General features: G+C 34.6%; 16 protein-coding genes. 4 read left to right on the top strand and 12 right to left on the bottom strand.

Annotated elements, in window-relative coordinates:
- Positions 1 to 355: 355 nt before the first annotated feature.
- The 3 genes from ACEN2H_RS09925 to aroC form a co-directional block, all read right to left on the bottom strand.
- Positions 356 to 1636, bottom strand: a complete 1281-nt coding sequence (locus tag ACEN2H_RS09925; RefSeq protein ID WP_441732185.1) for a dicarboxylate/amino acid:cation symporter — start codon at positions 1634 to 1636, stop codon at positions 356 to 358.
- A gap of 79 nt (positions 1637 to 1715) precedes the next feature.
- Entirely contained in the window at positions 1716 to 2999 is a 1284-nt protein-coding gene (locus ACEN2H_RS09920) for a dicarboxylate/amino acid:cation symporter (RefSeq protein WP_441732184.1), read from the bottom strand.
- Between the two features lie 28 nt (positions 3000 to 3027).
- The gene (gene aroC, locus ACEN2H_RS09915; protein ID WP_441732183.1) at positions 3028 to 4092 is read right to left on the bottom strand and encodes a chorismate synthase; all 1065 of its coding nucleotides are present in this window, start codon (positions 4090 to 4092) and stop codon (positions 3028 to 3030) included.
- 187 nt (positions 4093 to 4279) lie between these two features.
- On the opposite strand from aroC, the gene ACEN2H_RS09910 reads away from it, so the two are divergent.
- Both ACEN2H_RS09910 and ACEN2H_RS09905 read left to right on the top strand, forming a co-directional pair.
- A complete protein-coding gene (locus ACEN2H_RS09910) occupies positions 4280 to 5104 on the top strand; it encodes a UDP-2,3-diacylglucosamine diphosphatase (protein WP_441732182.1) in 825 nt (274 codons plus the stop codon).
- Positions 5105 to 5203: 99 nt separating this feature from the next.
- Positions 5204 to 5707, top strand: a complete 504-nt coding sequence (locus tag ACEN2H_RS09905; protein ID WP_441732181.1) for a hypothetical protein — start codon at positions 5204 to 5206, stop codon at positions 5705 to 5707.
- A gap of 45 nt (positions 5708 to 5752) precedes the next feature.
- Here the strand turns inward: ACEN2H_RS09905 and ACEN2H_RS09900 are convergent, their stop codons facing one another.
- The 9 genes from ACEN2H_RS09900 to ACEN2H_RS09860 form a co-directional block, all read right to left on the bottom strand.
- A complete protein-coding gene (locus ACEN2H_RS09900) occupies positions 5753 to 6166 on the bottom strand; it encodes a protease complex subunit PrcB family protein (protein ID WP_441732180.1) in 414 nt (137 codons plus the stop codon).
- Between the two features lie 45 nt (positions 6167 to 6211).
- Positions 6212 to 7375: an N-acetyl-alpha-D-glucosaminyl L-malate synthase BshA gene (gene bshA, locus ACEN2H_RS09895; RefSeq protein ID WP_441732179.1), complete on the bottom strand. Its 1164-nt coding sequence runs from the start codon at positions 7373 to 7375 to the stop codon at positions 6212 to 6214.
- 110 nt (positions 7376 to 7485) lie between these two features.
- A complete protein-coding gene (locus tag ACEN2H_RS09890; protein ID WP_441732178.1) occupies positions 7486 to 10479 on the bottom strand; it encodes a glycoside hydrolase family 3 N-terminal domain-containing protein in 2994 nt (997 codons plus the stop codon).
- Positions 10480 to 10494: 15 nt separating this feature from the next.
- Positions 10495 to 10977, bottom strand: a complete 483-nt coding sequence (locus ACEN2H_RS09885; protein ID WP_441732177.1) for an ABC transporter ATPase — start codon at positions 10975 to 10977, stop codon at positions 10495 to 10497.
- Between the two features lie 185 nt (positions 10978 to 11162).
- On the bottom strand, positions 11163 to 11954 hold the full coding sequence (locus tag ACEN2H_RS09880; RefSeq protein WP_441732176.1) for a (Fe-S)-binding protein: 792 nt from the start codon (positions 11952 to 11954) through the stop codon (positions 11163 to 11165).
- 190 nt (positions 11955 to 12144) lie between these two features.
- Positions 12145 to 13479, bottom strand: coding sequence for a 4Fe-4S dicluster domain-containing protein (locus ACEN2H_RS09875; protein WP_441732175.1), 1335 nt, complete (start codon positions 13477 to 13479; stop codon positions 12145 to 12147).
- Positions 13480 to 13484: 5 nt separating this feature from the next.
- A complete protein-coding gene (locus tag ACEN2H_RS09870; RefSeq protein ID WP_441732174.1) occupies positions 13485 to 14450 on the bottom strand; it encodes an MlaD family protein in 966 nt (321 codons plus the stop codon).
- Between the two features lie 44 nt (positions 14451 to 14494).
- Positions 14495 to 15637 (bottom strand): N-acetylmuramoyl-L-alanine amidase family protein, encoded by a 1143-nt coding sequence (locus ACEN2H_RS09865; protein ID WP_441732243.1) that lies wholly within the window; start codon positions 15635 to 15637, stop codon positions 14495 to 14497.
- 78 nt (positions 15638 to 15715) lie between these two features.
- Positions 15716 to 16777: an N-acetylmuramoyl-L-alanine amidase family protein gene (locus tag ACEN2H_RS09860; protein WP_441732173.1), complete on the bottom strand. Its 1062-nt coding sequence runs from the start codon at positions 16775 to 16777 to the stop codon at positions 15716 to 15718.
- Positions 16778 to 16855: 78 nt separating this feature from the next.
- On the opposite strand from ACEN2H_RS09860, the gene ACEN2H_RS09855 reads away from it, so the two are divergent.
- Both ACEN2H_RS09855 and ACEN2H_RS09850 read left to right on the top strand, forming a co-directional pair.
- Complete coding sequence (locus ACEN2H_RS09855; protein ID WP_441732172.1) at positions 16856 to 19609, top strand: putative LPS assembly protein LptD; 2754 nt, start codon at positions 16856 to 16858, stop codon at positions 19607 to 19609.
- 69 nt (positions 19610 to 19678) lie between these two features.
- Complete coding sequence (locus tag ACEN2H_RS09850; protein WP_441732171.1) at positions 19679 to 20059, top strand: RidA family protein; 381 nt, start codon at positions 19679 to 19681, stop codon at positions 20057 to 20059.
- Positions 20060 to 20249 lie beyond the last annotated feature (190 nt).

Genomic DNA, 20249 nt, shown 5'->3' with positions numbered 1-20249 from the left:
AAAAAAAATCGCAAAATCATATGATTTTGCGATTTTTTATTTTAAATAATAATAATAATAATAATACTATTCTAAAGAAAATTCTATTTCTCTATAAATATTAATTGATTAATAGTCTTAACTAATAGTACAGGTGCGAATTGTTTAATCACTTGGTTTTTAATACATTTTAAAGCAAAGTCGTAAGAAATAAACGAACTGTTTCACACTCATTTAAAAAATTAAAATGAGGCATTAGATGTAACTAACACTTAACTATGGTGCCACTTCAAATAATCAATAAATCTAATCGACTAACTTAAACTAGACTTTTAATAACCATTACAATCATCTATCGCCGTAATAAAAAATGCACTTAAAATCCCTTAGGTGTTTTTAATTTTCCTACGGATTTTGCAACAATCGTTGCTATTGTAGAATCACTTGTGACATTGACAACAGTTCTACACATATCTAAAGGCCTATCAATCGCAAAAATAAGTGCTAATCCAGCCTCCGGAATACCGGCTTGACCAAGTACGATAACAAGCATCACCATACCGGCACTGGGAACAGCTGCAGAACCTATGGAAGCTAAAGTCGCCGTAACAACAATCATCAACTGTGTCTGAAGATCTAATGCCTCAGGAAGCATTGCTTGGGCAATAAAGATGGCAGCCACCGCTTGATACAAACTAGTTCCGTCCATATTCACAGTAGCACCTAGAGGTAATACAAAACTAGACACTTCCTCGTCAACGCCAAGGTTCTCGGTCACACATTCCATAGTAATAGGAAGTGTAGCAGCACTAGAGCTGGTAGAAAAAGCAAGAAGTTGAGCTGGAGCAATCGCTTTGAAAAATTTAATAGGATTTACTTTTGCAAAAATCATCAATAATGTCGGATAGAAAACAAAAGCCATAACAAACAAGCCTAACAAAACGGTTAAACCGTAAATTCCTAGCGCACCTAAGGTAGAAAAATCTGGTATTTCAACCATTAAAGCCGCCATAAGAGCGAAAACACCGTAAGGCGAAAACAACATAATAATGTCAATTATTTTCATAATTACCTCATTCAGTCCTTTAAAAAATTCTATAACCGGTTTTGATTTTTTTTCTTCAATTAATATGAGTCCAATACCGATTAGTATGACAAATAAGATTACCTGTAACATACTTCCGTTATCACTTAAGGCTTTAAAGAAATTGTCTGGAACAATATCTATTAAAGGCTGAAGAGGTCCACTATTCTTAGCTTTTACAGCTAATTCTATTTTCTGTGATGCGTCGCCTGAAAAATTCTCGAGCAAAGTTATTCTAGATTCTTCATTTACATAACTTCCTGGTTTTATTGTGTTTGCCAAAACCAAACCAATAGTAACTGCTACTACTGTTGAACATAAATAAAACAAAACAGTTCTACTCCCCAGTTTAGAAAGTTTAGAAATATCCTTCAAATCTGCTAATCCTACTATTAGAGAAACTACTATTAATGGAACGGCTATCATTTTAAGCAGGTTGATAAAAATGGTGCCAAAAGGTTTAATCCAATCAATTACTAATCCATTTTGTTCCAAATTTTTCATCAACAATCCGAAAAGCAACCCTAATACCATTCCTATTAGAATTTTCCAGTGCATTGCGAGCTTTTTCATGTTTTAATTTTTATTATATTAAAGAAACCTAACTTATTATCAATAAAAAACCCCTGAAATCAGGGGTTTTCTAATCAATCTAATCTATTGCAATCATATCCGTTTCATTTTTTTCTTCCCATTGCCCGACCACCGACGTAGCTAATGCATTCCCTAGAACATTAGTTGCACTTCGAAACATATCGCAAAAATGATCAATTGGTAATATTAATGCTATCCCTTCGATTGGAATGTCAAACATGCCACAAATAGCCGCAACGACAACTAAACTCGCTCTTGGCACTCCAGCAATTCCTTTACTTGTCAGCATCAGTACTAATAACATAGTCATTTGTGTTCCCAAGTCCAAATGCACACCATAAGCTTGTGCAATGAATATACTGGCAAAAGTCATGTACATCATACTACCATCAAGATTAAAAGAATATCCTAAAGGCAACATGAATGAAACAATCTTATCCTTAACTCCAAATCGTTCTAATTCCTCGGTCAATTTTGGGAAAACCGCTTCACTACTCGTTGTACCGAAAGCGATAATTAATGGGCTTACAATTCGTTTCAACAAAACGGTCATTCTACTTTTAAGAAAAATATAACCTACAAGAATCAGTATAACCCAAAGTGAAGAAATTCCGATTAAGAAAGAACCGAAAAACTTAAAATATGTAATCGCTAATTCTTGAAAATCCCTAACGGCAAAAACACCCGCAATTGCTCCAAAAACACCAATTGGCGCAAAGTTCATTACATAGTTTACCATTTTTAGAATAATGTGAGACATTTTATCTAAACCATTAACAACCGGTTTTACGTAGTCTCCTATAGCAGCAGCGGCCAAACCAAAGAAAATTGAAAATACTACAATTTGCAGAATTTCATTGGTTGCCATCGCTTCAAAAATACTTTTTGGTACGATGTGCTCTATAAAATTTTCGAAGGAAATACTTTGTGTCTTAGCTGCAACTTCTGTGGCTGATGTCAAATCAACATTCGATAAATTAAGTCCAACTCCAGGCTCCAATAGGTTTACAAAAAACATCCCTAATAAAAGTGAAATAAAAGAAGCAGTGAAAAACCAACCCAAAGCCTTCCCGCCAATTCTACCAACAGCACTAACGTTTCCTAGTTTAGCTATTCCTACAACTAAAGTAGTGAATACCAAAGGTGATATAATCATTTGCACTAGTCTAATGAAAACAGTGGCAAGTATTTTAATTTTGTTGCTAAATCCTAAAGCGGCTTCCTCTGAGATTGTATTATGAATTATGATACCTAAAATACCCCCTAATACCATGGCTATAAGTATTTGGCTAGTTAAGTTAGCGAAAATTGATTTTTTCTTAGTTTCTGGGGTTGTGGTCATTTATTTGGTTAGTGGTTTATGATAACTATTATTTACTGTAAGTTTTGTTTATCAAATAAAAATCGGCGAGAACTATTGCTGCCATTGCTTCGACAATAGGAACTGCACGAGGCACCACACAAGGATCATGACGTCCTTTACCTGTCATTTCGGTTATCTTTCCTTTATTATCTAAAGACTCTTGTTTTTGCATAATAGTCGCGACTGGTTTAAACGCGACTGTAAAATAAATATCCATACCATTACTGATTCCTCCTTGAATACCTCCAGAGAGATTTGTTTTTGTAGTACCGTCAGCATTGTATAAGTCGTTGTGCTCGCTGCCTTTCATTTTGGCGCCAGCGAATCCGCTCCCAAACTCAAAACCTTTTACGGCATTTATGGACAGCATTGCTTTACCAAGTTCTGCATGAAGCTTGTCGAAAACGGGTTCGCCCAATCCGATTGGCACGTTTTGTATTACACAGCTTACCGTTCCTCCAACCGTATCTCCTTGTTTGCGTATTTCACGAATATATTGCTCCATGATGATCGCCGATTCTTCATCAGGGCATCTTACAGGATTATTTTCAATTTTAGAAAAATCAAGCTCTTGGTAGGGTTTTTCCAAAAAAATAGGTCCCACAGAAGAAACATAAGCATTGATCTTGATCTCAGACAACATTTGTTTTGCAACTGCTCCTGCCACTACTCTACTGGCAGTTTCACGAGCGGAACTTCTTCCGCCTCCTCTATAATCACGTACCCCATATTTTTTATCATAAACATAGTCCGCATGACTAGGTCTATAATTGTCTTTTATATGAGAATAATCATCTGATTTTTGATTGGTATTTGGAATAATAAATCCTATCGGGGTTCCTGTAGTTTTACCTTCGAAGATTCCTGACAAAAACTGAACGTCATCTGGCTCTTTTCTTTGGGTCACAATTGCAGACTGGCCTGGTTTCCTTCTAGACATTTCAAGTTGAATTGCCTCTAGGTCTATCTCTATTCCTGATGGACAACCATCTATTATTCCTCCTAAGGCCTCTCCATGTGATTCTCCAAAAGTTGTTAGCCTAAATAGTGTGCCGTAGCTGTTTCCTGCCATTGTAAATAGTTTTGCACAAATATATGTTTTATGCCCTAAAATAAAAAATTTTAAAATAGCATTAATAAACAAAATGCTAACCTGATAGCATTCGCTTTTGTTAATACTAAAAACAAATTGATAACATTATATTAAAACAACTCTAGTTGAACATTGCTTTATTTGTAAAACTTTAAATTTTATTTAATTGAAAAAAAGAAAAGTTGAGTTAGTTGTCATTTCTGACGTACATCTTGGAACGTTTGGTAGTCATGCCATTGAACTCAATAGGTATTTATGCTCTATTAAACCAAAAACTTTAGTTTTAAACGGCGATATTATCGACATCTGGCAATTCAGAAAATCCTATTTTCCAAAAACCCATTTAAAAGTAATACAAAAAATAATAAGCCTCGCCACTAAAGGCACTAAAGTCTACTATATTACTGGTAATCATGACGAAATGCTCCGCAAGTTTAGCGACATAAATATGGGTAATTTTGCTTTAGTTGATAAATTAGTATTGGAACTTGATGACAAAAGGGCCTGGATATTTCATGGCGACGTATTCGACGCCTCGGTTCATCATGCTAAATGGATTGCTAAGATGGGAGGCTGGGGATATGACTATTTAATAATGGCAAATCGTTTTGTTAATTGGTGCCTAAAAAAAATGGGCAAAGAGCCTTATTCTTTTTCAAAAAAAATAAAGGCAAGCGTTAAAAAAGCGGTAAAACACATCTCGGATTTTGAAGAAACCGCTACCGATATTGCCATTGAAAAAAAATATGATTATGTCATCTGCGGACACATTCACGAGCCCAAAATCACAAAAAAAGAAACCAAGAATGGTTCAACCATATATTTAAATTCTGGAGACTGGGTGGAGAATCTCACAGCATTAGAATATAACAAAAAACGATGGAAATTACACCGATACGAAGATTCTAATTATGCAGTTGAAGAAAACCTGTTTGAAATGGAAGATATCATAAGTAACCAAATGATCAATTCATTCATTATTGCAAAATAAAGACCGCTACTAATATGTGAATTTTGAAACAATTAACAATTATTTTATAATTATTTTACTATGCTTTCGTTATACTTTTGCTTTAACAAAAAATTATTTATGAAAAAAATTATTTTATCTGCTTTTATGCTAATTGGATTAGCATTTAGCGCACAGGCACAAGACATATCAAAGAATGCATTAGGACTTCGTTTCGGAGACAATGGTGGATTTGGAGGAGAACTTTCTTATCAAAGAGCCTTGTCTAGTAATAATCGTTTAGAATTTGACTTAGGTTGGAGAAACAGAAGTGATTTTAACAATAATGGTTATGATGATGATGCTATCAAATTAACTGGTTTATACCAATGGGTTTGGAACATTGACGGTGGTTTCAACTGGTACGCTGGTGTAGGTGGGGGTGTAGGTAGTTACAGTTATGACAATAATGGGAATTCCTATAATGACACATTTGTTTTTGCAGCTGGGGATATAGGTGTTGAATATAATTTTGATATCCCGTTGTTAATTTCATTAGATTTCAGACCGGAAATTGGTGGAAATGGATATTACAAAAACAATTATGGTTCTGATGTGGCTTTAGCACTTAGGTACCAATTCTAACATTAAATATATTACAAAAAACGCCACTAGAAATAGTGGCGTTTTTTATTTAATGATAATCTCTTTTTTTGAATTTATCTTCACTACACAAAAAGGGTAAGTGAAACCTTGGCTTACCATTGCCTCAGGCTCAGGACTACTCTCTTTTACTGTGATTATTATGTTTTTTTCTGTTTCTACTGCACTTTCAATTGCAATAGAATAACCACCTGTGTTTTTCTCCCCCATATTCAAAATAACAAAGTTTGATTTTTGGACATCGGCTGGACTAATTTTATTTTTTAACTTTTTGTCATTCTGTAACATTCTGATCTCGTTTGGTTCCGTCAGGATTTCAAAAAAACGAATGTTTGCACCACCATCAGTTTGTTGCGTCAAAACTTCATACAAAGCTTCTCTTTCTGAATTTACAGGAGCACTAGTTCCGCAAGAAACAAGCAGTAGTATGAGTAATGACAAACTGATTTTCTTTATTTTTTTTACGGATAGTTTCAAAACTCATACTTATTTTGGTGCGTTCAATAACTTCTTCTTTTTCGAATATTTCTTTATCGCTTTTTCATATAAATCCACATAAAGCGGCAAAATGTTTTTAATATCAAATTTTTTGGCCACCGACAATGCATTTTCTTTAAATTTTAAAAGTATTTTATCATCCCTTAAAATCTTCAAGGCGTTCTCTGCCATCTGGTCCGTATCGCCAACATTGCTTAAATAGCCCGAAATCCCCTCAAAATTCACCTCAGACAAACCTCCTGAATTACTTGAAATTACAGGGACACTCCAAGCCATAGCCTCTAGTGCCGCGAGACCGAAACTTTCTGTTTTTGACGGTAACAAAAATAGATCTGTGTAGCTCAATATTTTATCAATCTCATTACTATTGCCAAAAAAGATTACTTTATCAAGTATACCTAGCTCTTGACACAAATACTCTGCTTTTTCTTTTTCAGGTCCGTCACCTACCATCATTAATTTGGCGGGGATTTCCTTTTGGACTTTGTAAAATATTTCGATCACGTCAGGAATCCTTTTTACTTCTCTAAAATTACTTATGTGAGTAATAATACGCTCACTTGGTTTTGCCATAACTGAGCGGTGGCAGGCAATATCAGGATCATTGTTATTCTTGTCTAACTCAATAAAATTAGGTATCACATGTATATCTTTTTTAATATTGAATAATTTATAAGTGTCATCTTTTAAACTTTGGGAAACAGAAGTCACGACATCCGATTTATTGATACTAAAACTCACAGCCGGTTTATAGAAAGGGTGATTCCCAACCAAGGTTATATCTGTACCGTGAAGTGTAGTGACCATGGGGATTTCAATCCCTTCATCTTTTAGCATCTGTTTAGCCATATATCCAGCATAGGCATGAGGAATAGCATAATGAACATGTAGTATTTCTATTTTATAAAGCTTGACCATATCCACCAACTTGCTGGACAAAGCCAATTCATAAGGCTGATATTGAAACAAAGGATATTCTGGAACATTTACCTCATGATAATGAACATTTGGATTTAGTAATGCCAAACGCACAGGTTGACTGTAGGTAATAAAATGAACTTCATGACCTTGACGCGCTAATTCAAGACCTAACTCTGTAGCGACAACGCCACTTCCACCGAACGTGGGATAACAAACTATTGCAATTTTCATGGATGAATTTTAAAGTAACGAATTTATGAAAAATAGGAATGCCATTTCTTTTAAAACAGAAAAATTATAAATCTTAAATTCTAATTATAGTTGGGCATTTGAGAAATATATTAATCCTCAATCGAATCATATATTATCTCTTGTATGTCCTCCCTAATATTTTCTTTTGACAATTTATTTACAGAATCATTTGGATAAGTTCGATTAGATAAAAAGATATAGACAATTTCGGCTTCGGGATCTGCCCAAGCCATAGTTCCTGTAAATCCGGTATGACCAAAACTAGTCATTGATGCACAACCACAAGTGGGACCACTGTTTCCCAACTGTGGTTTATCAAACCCAACACCCCTACGATTACCTTCAGCGCAAAAATAACAGGTGTTGAAATCATCGAAAGTCTTTTTAGAGAAATACTGCTGGTTACCATAATTTCCTTTCTGCAAATAAAGTTGCATTATTTTGGCAACATCCATACTATTAGAAAAGATGCCAGCATGGCCTCCCACTCCCCCTTCCATGGCAGCTCCCATATCATGAACATAGCCTTGTATAGTTTGGTGCCGAAAATAAGTGTCAATTTCTGTAGGTGCGATTCTATTCCTGTTTACTTTTTGCAACGGATTATACATGGTATTATTAGCACCAAGGCGACTATAGAAATTTTCGTGACTTAAGACATCCAGTTTTTCTCCCGTTAACTTTTCCAAATATTCTTTTAAGATTATAAAAGTGAAGTCACTGTATTTGTATCCTTTTTGAGGCAACAACTTAGTGTCCGCAATGATTTCCATAATGGTATCATGGTAATCATTCCTTAAAAAAAGGCTGTCCGCTACTTTCGTTGAAAACGGAACTCCACTAACTTTTCTATAATATGCATCCAAAGGATTACCGTTTTTATCTATGGTGGCTTTATAAAATGGAATCCAAGGCTGTAATCGAGCATAATGAGATAATAACTCCTTAAAGCGGATGTCCTTTTTATTTGAATTCTTAAAAATAGGCAACATAGAATCTAATCTCGTTTCCATATTTATTTTCTGGGCATCATATTGCAACATGGCATTGGGCAAAGTAGATAAAATTTTTGTCAGAGAAGCGACATCATATAAATCGGTGTTTGAAACTTTAACATCACCATCATAAGTAAAAGAACCATACGATTTCTGGAAAACAACTTTTCCTTTTCTCGCCACAAGGATCTGCATACCGGGAGCCATTCTTCCGCTTATTGCCTTTTGGGCAATACCGTCAATCTTCGATAATATCGCAGGGTTCATACCTACATTTTCGGCAGCAGTAAAACCTAATACATTTAGTTTTTCAGTGGAAAGGCCAAAGTCAGCAACAAAATCAGTATTGATTGTAACCGGTAACTTTCCTTTGGAACTTATCGCACCAAAAATTAGTTCAGCAGAAACTTCCTGTGCGATTGCACTATTTTGATAAGAAACTACCAAACCTCTTATGTCCGCAAAATTAGTAATGGGAAGTAATGAATAAGGGGATGCAAAAATATCTAGTATTACATTGTTATTTTTGGATAAAAAAGCCAAAGTAGCTAATTCTTCAGATGTAAAATCGTAATTCTTGAATGCTACATCAGATTTATGGTATCCAATAATTACGGTAGTGAAATATTTTAACTTTGATTGCAAGCTGTCCAAATTAGCTTCCGATATCTCTGTAACTTCCGCATATTTTTTAAGGGTTGAAATGAAAGTACTGTTTGTAGCGTCACCCATTTTCACATACGCTATTTTTTGATTTTCCAATTCCTTGATTGGCAAAATAGAATTTGTGTTTTTTAGAACAGTGACGGCATCCTCGTACAATTCATATTGCAAGGCATCATTTTTTGAAGAATTAAGATCTTGATGCACATTCGCTGTTTCTATAGGTTTATAAGAATTTAAACCCGCCAAATATTTAAATTTCAGGATTTTTTTTACGGAGAAAGCCACTCGTTCTTCCGTCAACAAGGAGTCTTGGTAGGCCTGTCTAAAAACTTCAATTGCTACCCGTACATCTTTGGGAAATAATAATACGTCATTACCCGCCATAAAAGCTTTTAGATCTACTATTTCTTCTTTATTAAAGTCGCTAACTGCTTTCATGTTAAGTGCATCGGTAAAAATAAGGCCATTGAAACCTAGTTCTTTTTGAAGGGTATTAGTAACCACGTTATAGGAAATCGAAGACGGGTAATTCCTTCTTGATTCCAAACTCGGAACATTCAAGTGTGCCACCATAACGGAAGAAAGTCCCTGCTCAAACATTTTCTTGTATGGGTAAAACTCCATGACTTGTAATCTTTCCTTCGAAAAGTTTACTGTAGGTAGGCCTTTGTGAGAATCCGTTTCGGTATCACCATGGCCTGGAAAATGTTTTCCGGTCGCAAAAACACCTTCACGCTGCAGCCCTTTCATTATTGCGGTTGCTCTTTCGGTCACTTTATATTTGTCTTCACCAAAGGAACGAAAACCAATAATAGGGTTTTTGGGATTGGTATTAATATCGATCACCGGGGCAAAATTAAACTGCAATCCAAGCCTTTTACTTTGCTCACCAATTTGAACCCCCATTTTTTCAATGAGTTTAAGGTCTTGAACCGCTCCAAGTGTCATATTATAAGGATAACTATAAGTTGAATCCAGTCTCATACCTAGTCCCCACTCAGCGTCATTCCCAATAAACAGCGGTACTTTTGATTTCTCTTGGAAACGATTGGTCAATTTAGCTTGACGCACTGGTCCGCCTTGAAAGAAAATCAAACCTCCAATTTTATTTTCTGTTATGAGTTTTTCAATGATGTTACCGTGCGCATCGTCCTTGTCTGAATAAGCAGCGACCATAAACAATTGCCCAATTTTCTCCTCCAAGCTCATTGAAGAATAAACACTGTCTACCCATTTTTTTCCGTTATCCGATAGATCAAAATGAGTTGCTTTATTCTGTACTTGTTCAATGTCCGCGGTAACGACCTCGGTAGGAATAGGGGAAAAGACTACCTTTGGCTTATTTTGTTTTATGCCACTACAACTGGCTATAAAAAAAAACAAGACATAGAGAATATAAATTCTGATGTCTAGATTTTTCATTAAGGTATCTTTATTTTAGAAAAAACGACTATGCCAACTATCAATTGCGGCAACTTCCCAAGATTCATTGTACTCTTGTATATTATTGATTAAGTTATTGAAAACAACAGTGTTTTCAGTAACAGCTTTGTCCTTTACCATTTTTTTGAAGTCAATTAACGGCTTATGAGCTATGTGTTCACCCAATTTGAAAGTCACATTCATTTTATCCAATAAATCAACATTGTATTTCTTTTCTAAACCTTGTATGAACTCCACAGACGAATCTATCGAACATCCAGTTGCCGCCTGAACCTCTTGATCAACAGCAATAATTATAAAACGATTGTATCTAAGTTGGTACGACGAGGAAAGGCCAGTGCCATGCGCGGCCCAATTTTCAAGAAAAGATTTTAAGCCTATTTCGATTTCTGAAAATTCAGCGTCCGAAAATTTGCGATTGCATTGATAGATCCATATTCTGGATTCTTCAGGAAGTGTATTAAAATCTACTAGCATAATAAAAATTTATAATACAAAAATAAGGCTTTCAATTTAGATAACTAAACCTAGGTCGATAAAAAATTCATTCTATTGTGAAAAGCATTGAAAAAAGCATCTCGATCAACTACAATCGACACTAAAAACAAAAAGAGGTTAAAACGACTAACGTTTTAACCTCTTTTATATCTATGCTTTCTTAACTACAAATCTTCCGCATTAGCAATTAACTCGGCAATGTCCATTACTTTTACATCTCCCTCTTTCTCTTTGTTTTTCACACCGTCAGTCATCATTGTATTACAAAACGGACAACCCGCAGCTATAATATCAGGTTTGGTTTCTAATGCCTCTTCCGTTCTTTCTATATTGACTTCCTTGTTTCCAGCTTCTGCATCTTTAAACATTTGTGCTCCACCAGCTCCACAACATAATCCATTAGCCTTAGAACGTTTCATCTCAACTAATTCCACATCGAGTTTACGAATTAAATCTCTTGGAGCTTCATAGACTTTATTAGCCCTTCCCAAGTAACATGGATCATGAAATGTTATTTTCTTTCCTTTAAATTGTCCTCCCTCGATTGTCAATCTTCCGTCATCTAAAAGAGATTTCAAAAACTCAGTATGATGCAATACTTCGTATTTTCCTCCCAATTCTGGATATTCGTTTTTTATAGTATTAAAACAATGCGGGCAGGCTGTGATAATTTTTTTTGCCTCATACGCATTCAGAACTTCAATGTTCATCATAGCCTGCATTTGAAACAAAAATTCATTTCCAGCCCTTTTAGCTGGGTCTCCAGTACAACTTTCTTCCGTGCCGAGCACTGCAAAAGAGACATTTGTGCGGTTTAAAATTCGTACGAATGCTTTGGTTATTTTTTTTGCTCTATCATCAAAACTTCCTGCGCAACCTACCCAAAATAAAACCTCTGGTTGTTTCCCTTCGGCTAGCATTTCTGCCATGGTAGGCACTATTAAATTCTCTGACATATATATATTATTTAAAGTTTAAAAATCAAATTTCAAATTTTTAACTATCTGAAATCTAATATTTATTGGTGTCTGCTGTAATCATAAACTTGAGTGCTAACTTAATTATCTAGAATTATAATAGTTTGTTTCTAACCTAATTATTAAAAAACAACTATAAACCCCTTAATAGAACCACTTTTGAATGGTATTAGTTTTCGTTTTTCCAATTTAACCTATCCTGCTGGCTGTATTGCCATGGAGCTCCATTATTCTCAATATTTGTCATCATCGCGTTTAAAGGCATTGGAGCAGCACTTTGTTCCATGACCAAATAACGTCGCATGTCCATAATAATAGAGAGAGGACTTATATTCACCGGACATTCCTCTACACAGGCATTACATGAGGTACAGGCCCAAAGTTCTTCAGCTGTAATGTAATCATTCAACAAGGTTTTGTTATCTGGAATAAAAACACCCTTGTTAGCATCAATATTTTTACCCACTTCTTCCATTCGATCCCTAGTATCCATCATGATCTTTCTGGGCGACAGTTTTTTACCAGTTATATTGGCTGGACAAGCGGATGTACATCGGCCACATTCTGTGCAGGTATATGCGTTTAACAGTTGTACCCAATTTAAATCCTGAATATCACTTGCACCAAATTTACTTGGAACATCGTCTTCAGGGGCAGGAGCAGCAGCGAAAGGATCAGCATTAGGATCCATCATCATTTTAACTTCTTTAGTTACTGCTTCTAAATTATCAAATCGTCCTAAAGGGTTTAGGTCGGCAAAATATGTGTTTGGAAAAGCTAAAAGTATGTGTAGGTGTTTCGAAAAATACAAATAGTTCATAAAAACTAGAATCCCTGCAATATGCAACCACCAGAAGACTTCAAAAAGAAGCATCACCAATTCATTTGACATTCCATTAAATATAGGTTCAATAAACTGACTTATTGGAAAAGAACCTGCTTTTATAAAATGGGAAAAACCACCTGACACGTTTTGTAAATGTAGATCAGAAGCATCCATCAATAAAAACAATGTCATTAAAACAACTTCAAAGTAGAGTATATAATTGGCGTCATTTTTAGGAAATCCTTTTAAGTCTCCCATTACGAAACGTCTCAACTTTATTACATTTCTTCTTATCCAAAAAATAACTACGGCAACTAGAACCAATACCGCCAATATTTCAAAAGAGCCAATTAAAAAATCGTATGTTGAACCTAGAAAAGCGAAAACTCTATGTGTACCAAATAAACCATCAATGATTATTTCTAGTAACTCAATGTTAATAATTATAAATCCTAAATAAACAACAACATGAAGCGCTCCAGCTATCGGCCGTTTTACCATTTTGGACTGTCCCATGGCAATCATAGCCATGTTTTTCCAACGCGCACCTGGATTATCATTCCTGTCTACTTCTATACCTAGATTTATATTTCGTTTGATTTTTTTTATGCTAATAAAAAAATAACCAAAACCAATAATCAATAATACAGCAAATAATATATTGTCTAGATAGCTCATTAAAATTAGTTTTTATTTTGTGAGATCGTGTCTTTAATTGGCGCTTTATAAGGTTTGTCCTTTTTTCCAAAAAGAGAAACATTCACATATCTTGTAGGGTGTAGTCGAACATCTTGCAGCAATAGCTCCAACTCTTGAGAAGTTTTGTTTAAATTGTTATACAAGGCTTCGTCATTCAACAATTTACCCATTGTCCCATTTCCAGATTTTAGACCATTCATTATACCGTCAACTTTGGCTAGCGTTTTGTTTAGCTCTTTAACCGTTTTGCCTAAGTCAGCTTTATTTAATGAATCCGATATTTTTGAAAAGTCGTTAGAAATATTGTTGAAGTTTCTGACAACTCCTTTTATTTGAGCTTTATTTTCGTCTAAAATTGTATTCATGCTCAGTGAAGCTTTATGGAATTGCACCATAGTTGCACTCAATTCACTCAGGCTTTTGCCTAAATCATCTTGAGCTTTCTTATCTAAGGTATTATTGATCCCCGTAATTAAAATATCCGCATTCGCCATAATTTTTTCTAACTCTTCTTCTATTGGAACTAATTTATCCCCAACAGTTTCAGTAAGGCTCAACCTTATATTACCTTTTATTATTTGACCATCTACTGAAATAGATTTGTCTTTAAAATTCGGCTCAATTGCAATCTGTTTTCCTGAAATAAAGCCCGGTTCATAAATAGTTGCAACGCTAGATTTAGAAATTGGAAAATCAGTTTTGATTTGCAGTTCTACCAATAATTTCCCAGTATTGGGCTGTATTGTGATATCTTTTACTCTACCGATAACTAATCCATTTAAAGTTACTGGAGCAGATGTAGTTAAACCTTCAACCGTTTCATACTCTACAAATAGTGTTACGTAACTGGTCAACAGGTCTCTTCCTTTTAAAAAGCTATATCCCCAAATAAATAACAATATAGATGCAATAACTAAGATTGACGTTTTTATTTCCCTCGTTAATTTCAAAATGTAAGTGTTTTTGACAAATTTAATATAAAATAATGGACTTGTTATAATTTAATTGCTTCTTGCAGGCTAATCTTTTTCCCATTTTTAAACGCAATCAGAAAAGCAGAACCATAGCCTTTTTCTTTTGCTTGATCCAATAGCCTCATTGCTTCATTATAATCTGAAGTTTCCCCGTACATGTATCTATATATGGTACTATCAAAGTCAATGGAGATATTGCTTAATCCTTTAAAGTTAGTAGGTCTCAATTCCTTTTTTTTGCTGCTAGCTGAAATTTGAACTTTAAAAAGAATATTAGAATTAACTTGCTTAGGTATTGTTTTTTTAGGTTCAACCGGAATCGAACTGTCTTTGCTATTATTTTCTATATTTTTTTGCGAAGGTCGTGTTTCGTTAATTTCAACTCCGCCATTACCATAATACTCATTTTTATAGCTGATGATTGCATCAGCAATCGCTTTGGCAATCTCATTTTGACCCTCTTCAGAATCCAATAAATTTCCCTCTATATAGTTTGAAATAAAGCCCATTTCCACTAAGACTCTTGGCATATAAGCCTTGTGCAGCACCATAAATGGAGCCTGCTTAACACCGCCACCTCTTATTCGTTTACCAAGTCCATCAAATGAATCTTCTATTTTACTTGCTAATGATATACTATTATCAAGGTACTCTTCCTGCATCAAAGTCAACCCAATCATTGTTTCAGGAGAGTTCGGGTCGAAGCCTTCGTATTTGCGTTTGTAATCCTTCTCTAATGTTATAACGGAATTCTCTTTTTTGGCAGCCTCCAAATTAGAAGCAACCTTGTTCATACCCATTACGTAAGTTTCTGTCCCATCAGCGGCGGTATTTCTATTTGCATTACAATGAATAGAAACAAAAATATTGGCATCGGCTCTATTTGCAATATTAGCTCTCTCAACCAAGTCGATAAAAACATCAGTTTTTCTAGTATAAGTCACATCAACTTTCGAATTAGCCTCTAATAATTTGCCTACCTTTAATACTACTGCTAAAGCAATGTTTTTTTCGACATGCCCATTATAGACCGCACCAAAATCGTGCGCGCCGTGCCCCGCATCTAAGGTTACTTTAAAATTACTGTTTTGACCAAAAGAAAGACTGCTAGTCCAAAAGGACAGAAATAATAATACTTTTAAAGTGTTATTATTAATATTTATCAATTTCAAAATTTATTTGTTTTTACTTATTTAATTATTATTCCAAAACAATGGCTATCCCAAGAAAAAAATTCTCTTTTATTTAAATGAGACTACAAATGCATCTGGATATCCTGTAAGCTTAGCTTCTAACTGCATTTTTTTTGCTGTGTCAAGACTAGAAGTTTCACCGTACATATATCTATATATTTCACTGTCAAACGTACTCGTTATATTATTTAATCCTCTAAAATTACTAGGTATTAAAGCAATCTTTTTAGAGCTCGCTAAAAGCTGTACCCTGTAGACGCTTTCTTTGCCATCCGAAGCCGTTTCAGTAGGTAAAGTTGATTTAGTATTTTGAATCGTTCTATCGACAATCCGTCCAGTTCCAAAATATTTCTTCTTGTATTCAACAATTGCGTTTGCTATTTGCAAAGCCATTTTATCTTGGCCCTCTTCTGAATTTAAAAACTCACCTTCCTCTTTGTTTGATAAAAAACCGAGCTCAATTAAAACACTGGGCATATATACAGCATCTAAAACCCATAGCGGTTGTTGTTTTATACCTCTCGAATTCCTCTTTAAATTATTTGTGAAATTATCTTGAATTTCAGTCGCTAATATAATACTGTTATTTAAATTCTCTTCCTGTAAGATTGTCAACCCAATTAAAGATTCTGGTTTATTTGGATCAAATCCTTGGTAAGTATCTTTAAAATTATCTTCTAATAAAATAACAGAATTTTCCTTTTTTGCTACCTCAAGATTGAGATCACTTCGTGATAAACCCATTACAAAAGTTTCAGTCCCACTAGGCTGAAAACTTTTGACTGAATTACAGTGAATAGACACAAATAAATTAGCGTTCGCTTTGTTTGCTATTTTTGGCCTGTTGGCAAGTTCAATAAATACATCACTTGTTCGAGTATAAATAATCTTTACATTATCAGTTTTTTCCAAAAAAGTACCAACTTTAAGTACTGTCTTAAGTGCAATACCTTTTTCAGTGTATCCGTGATAAGAATTTCCAGGATCTTTACCACCATGACCAGCATCTAGCACTATTGTAAAGGTTTCATCATTTTGAGAAAATGCGGAAGTATTGGTCAAAAACATAAAAATTGTTATCAAACAAAAACTACAATAATTGAATTTCATAAGTAAAATTTAATTTTATTGGCACACTGGTACTTATTCTTTTATTTGATTATTTTTGCCAAAAAATAATCTGTAAGTTTGACACTTCAAAAAACAGGCCACAGTTATACAAAAATAGCATTTAAACCTTTGCAGACAAACTTATTTAATATCGTTTTACTATCATTTTTCCTAACAATAGGATGTGGAAACTTATATGCGCAAGATATTTCAAAAGCAACAAGCATAATACCTCCTAAAAAAGAATCAACAGACTCTAATTCAACTGTTAATGAAGAAGTGAAAAAGATTGCAGACACCAAAACCGCAACCGATTCTATCAAAAAAAAGGATAGTAACAAGTCCGCTAAAGCATTTCTTGACGGAAAAGTGAAATACAAGTCGGAACAATATGCCCGAATTGATCAAAAGAATAAACTCATAACACTCTACGACAAAGCTGAACTATACTATCAAGACATTGAGTTAAAGGCAGGGATAATTGTATTGAATTACGAAAAAAACGAAGTGTATGCCGGAAGAATTAAAGATTCTACAGGTAAATACACACAATACCCCAATTTTAAGCAAGGTGATAATGTGGTGGAACCGGATTCTATCCGTTTTAATTTTAAGACACAAAAAGCTCTAATTTGGAATTCCAGATCAGATCAAGGGGAATTTAAAATTAAGGCTGAAATCACAAAAAAAGAGAACGATTCTGTTTACTTTTTAAAAGGAGCGCGATTCTCAACTTCTAAAAACATTGATAATCCAGAATACTATTTTCAAACCAATAAAGTAAAATTTATTCCAGGCAAAAAAGTGGTAACGGGATTAACTAATATGGTCATCGCAGACGTCCCTACTCCGATAGCATTGCCTTTCGCTTATTTTCCAATGAGTAAAGAGACTAATATATCCGGACTAATATTACCCAGTTACAACGATTCTAATAATAGGGGGTTTTCGTTACAAAATGGAGGGTATTATTTTGCTTTAAACGATCATTACGACTTAACAGTTTCAGGAGATTATTATACAAATGGAAGCTACGGAATGCGTTTTGAGTCATATTACGCAAAAAGATACAACTACCGCGGCAATCTGAATTTCAGATTCGAAAATTTAATAACTAGTGAAAGAGGCTATCCTGATTATCTAAAACAAAATATTTATAATCTACAATGGTCCCATTCCAGAGATTCAAAAGCAAATCCAAACTCTACATTCTCAGCCTCCGTGAACCTAGGAAGTAGTAAATACTTTAAACAATCGATAAACCTAGCAAATATTGGTTCTAATCTAAATAATACGTTAAACTCCTCTATTTCTTATTCAAAAACATTTAATACCGTGCCACAAGTTAGAATGTCACTATCTGCTACACATTCACAAAACACACAAACGGAAGTGATTAATATGACGTTGCCTACACTACAGCTTAGCTTGGATCGCATCTATCCTTTCGTAGGAAAGGATGGGACTAAAAAAGGTTTTATTAAGAATATAAATTTGCAGTACAATTTAAGCGGTAGAAATACAATTACTACAACCGATTCGTTGTTCTTTAAACCTCAAATGTTTAGAGATGCACAGTTAGGAATGCAGCATAGTATCCCTTTAAGCACCAATTTTAAAATATTTAAATATTTTAGCGCTTCAACTTCTTTAAACTATGAAGAAGTTTGGTACGCCAAAACGATCGAAAGAAATTATGATGCCGATCAAAGTAAAGTAGTCGACAAAACCGTAAGTGGTTTTGATGCTTTTAGAACCTATTCATTTTCATCTAGTGTAGGAACCACGATTTATGGGACTTTCAATTTTGGTGAAGACAAAAAAATACAATCCATTAGACACGTAATGCGACCATCAGTTTCCTATGGTTATACTCCGAGTTTCGAAAAGTATTATGACACTTATGCTTTAGACGCAAGTGGAACAACAAGTAAACAGTATTCCCGATTTGAAGGCGGAATATTTGGAGCCCCAGGCTTAAGCAACTCTAAAACAATGGGATTTGACTTGAGCAATACTTTTGAAGCTAAAGTAAAAGACAAAGACAGCACTAAAGTAGAAGCTAAAAAAATTATGCTGCTTAATAATTTAAATTTATCAACTAGCTATAATTTGGATGCAGACGGGCTAACCGCCCTTGCCTGGTCACCAGTCAGAGTTAGTGGTGGAACTCAGTTGTTAGACAATAAAATGAATGTAAATTTTGGAGCAACCCTAGACCCTTATGCTATAGACAATTCTGGAAACCGAATTAATCTTTTTAATATTAATAATGGGGGAAGCCTATTTAGGATGACCAGCGCAAACATGACATTAAATTACTCACTCTCAAGTAAGGATAAAGGCGACGCAAAGAAAGATGAAAATAATCAAAGCCAAAGGAATGGTGGTCGTGCGGATGATCTGTTCGGGAAAAATACTGTGCTAAACGACAATACCAAAAGCCAATTCGACGGAAGTGAAGAAACAGGAGAAGACAAAATATCGGAGTTTTTTAATTCCAAACTGCCTTGGGATATGACATTCGCCTACTCACTAACATATGGAAACAACAATAGAGAAAAAAAAATCATAGGAAACTCCATAATGATTTCTGCCAATACTGATTTGACACCCAAATGGAAAGCAGGAATATCGACCGGTTATGACTTCGTACAAAATGGAGTTACCTTCACCCAACTGCGTTTTGAGCGCGACTTACTGAGTTGGAGAATGGACTTTAATTGGACTCCATTTGGAACTAATGCAAATTGGGGCTTCTTTATTGGAATAAAATCAGGTGTCTTAAGTGACATCAAATGGGATAAACGAAGTACAAACACAACACGATAAATTCTTGGTTTTCTATGCCGGCTCAAGTTTAAACATAATTTTACCCTCAAATAATAATCCTTTTATAGCATGAAAAAGATAATTTTTACAGAAAAAGCTCCAGCTCCAATTGGTCCTTACAGCCAAGCGGTACTTACAGGAAACACTCTATACACGTCCGGTCAGATAGCACTAAACCCAGAAACGGGAGAACTAGTGACAGAAAGCATCGAAGCCGAAACACAACAGGTAATGCAAAACATGAAAGCGGTACTGGATGCTGCAGGAATGACATTTGAAAATGTAGTAAAAACGACTATATTCATTATGAACATGAATGATTTTGGCAAGATAAATACCGTTTACGCATCTTATTTTAACGAAAAAACCGCTCCAGCACGTGAAACGGTTCAAGTGGCCTGTTTGCCAAAAAATGTGAATGTAGAAATCTCAATGATTGCGATACTATAATCTAAATTTCAAATTTTTAAAGTTTTAAAAATGTGTATGCAAAATTCAGAAAATTTTCTTGAATTTCAGGATAGGACAATTTAGACTAAAAAACCGCTTCAGTTTAAAACGAAGGCACTGAAAAAGTCTTTTTAGGAATTAATTGTTAATAAAAAGGAGTAGAAAACTATAGTTTTTTGCTCCTTTTTTC

Source organism: Flavobacterium sp. W22_SRS_FP1, from assembly GCF_052113685.1.
Taxonomy (GTDB): domain Bacteria; phylum Bacteroidota; class Bacteroidia; order Flavobacteriales; family Flavobacteriaceae; genus Flavobacterium.
The sequence above is the reverse complement of the archived record's forward strand: the minus strand, read 5'-3'. Positions and strand labels throughout refer to the sequence as shown.

Bases quoted from the DNA above. Each gene is read 5' to 3' on its own strand.
- ACEN2H_RS09925 (WP_441732185.1), bottom strand. From the start codon at position 1,636: ATGAAAAAGCTCGCAATGCACTGGAAAATTCTAATAGGAATGGTATTA.
- ACEN2H_RS09920 (WP_441732184.1), bottom strand. From the start codon at position 2,999: ATGACCACAACCCCAGAAACTAAGAAAAAATCAATTTTCGCTAACTTA.
- aroC (WP_441732183.1), bottom strand. From the start codon at position 4,092: ATGGCAGGAAACAGCTACGGCACACTATTTAGGCTAACAACTTTTGGA.
- ACEN2H_RS09905 (WP_441732181.1), top strand. From the start codon at position 5,204: ATGAAAAAAATTATTTTATCTGCTTTTATGCTAATTGGATTAGCATTT.
- bshA (WP_441732179.1), bottom strand. From the start codon at position 7,375: ATGAAAATTGCAATAGTTTGTTATCCCACGTTCGGTGGAAGTGGCGTT.
- ACEN2H_RS09890 (WP_441732178.1), bottom strand. From the start codon at position 10,479: ATGAAAAATCTAGACATCAGAATTTATATTCTCTATGTCTTGTTTTTT.
- ACEN2H_RS09885 (WP_441732177.1), bottom strand. From the start codon at position 10,977: ATGCTAGTAGATTTTAATACACTTCCTGAAGAATCCAGAATATGGATC.
- ACEN2H_RS09880 (WP_441732176.1), bottom strand. From the start codon at position 11,954: ATGTCAGAGAATTTAATAGTGCCTACCATGGCAGAAATGCTAGCCGAA.
- ACEN2H_RS09875 (WP_441732175.1), bottom strand. From the start codon at position 13,479: ATGAGCTATCTAGACAATATATTATTTGCTGTATTATTGATTATTGGT.
- ACEN2H_RS09860 (WP_441732173.1), bottom strand. From the start codon at position 16,777: ATGAAATTCAATTATTGTAGTTTTTGTTTGATAACAATTTTTATGTTT.
- ACEN2H_RS09850 (WP_441732171.1), top strand. From the start codon at position 19,679: ATGAAAAAGATAATTTTTACAGAAAAAGCTCCAGCTCCAATTGGTCCT.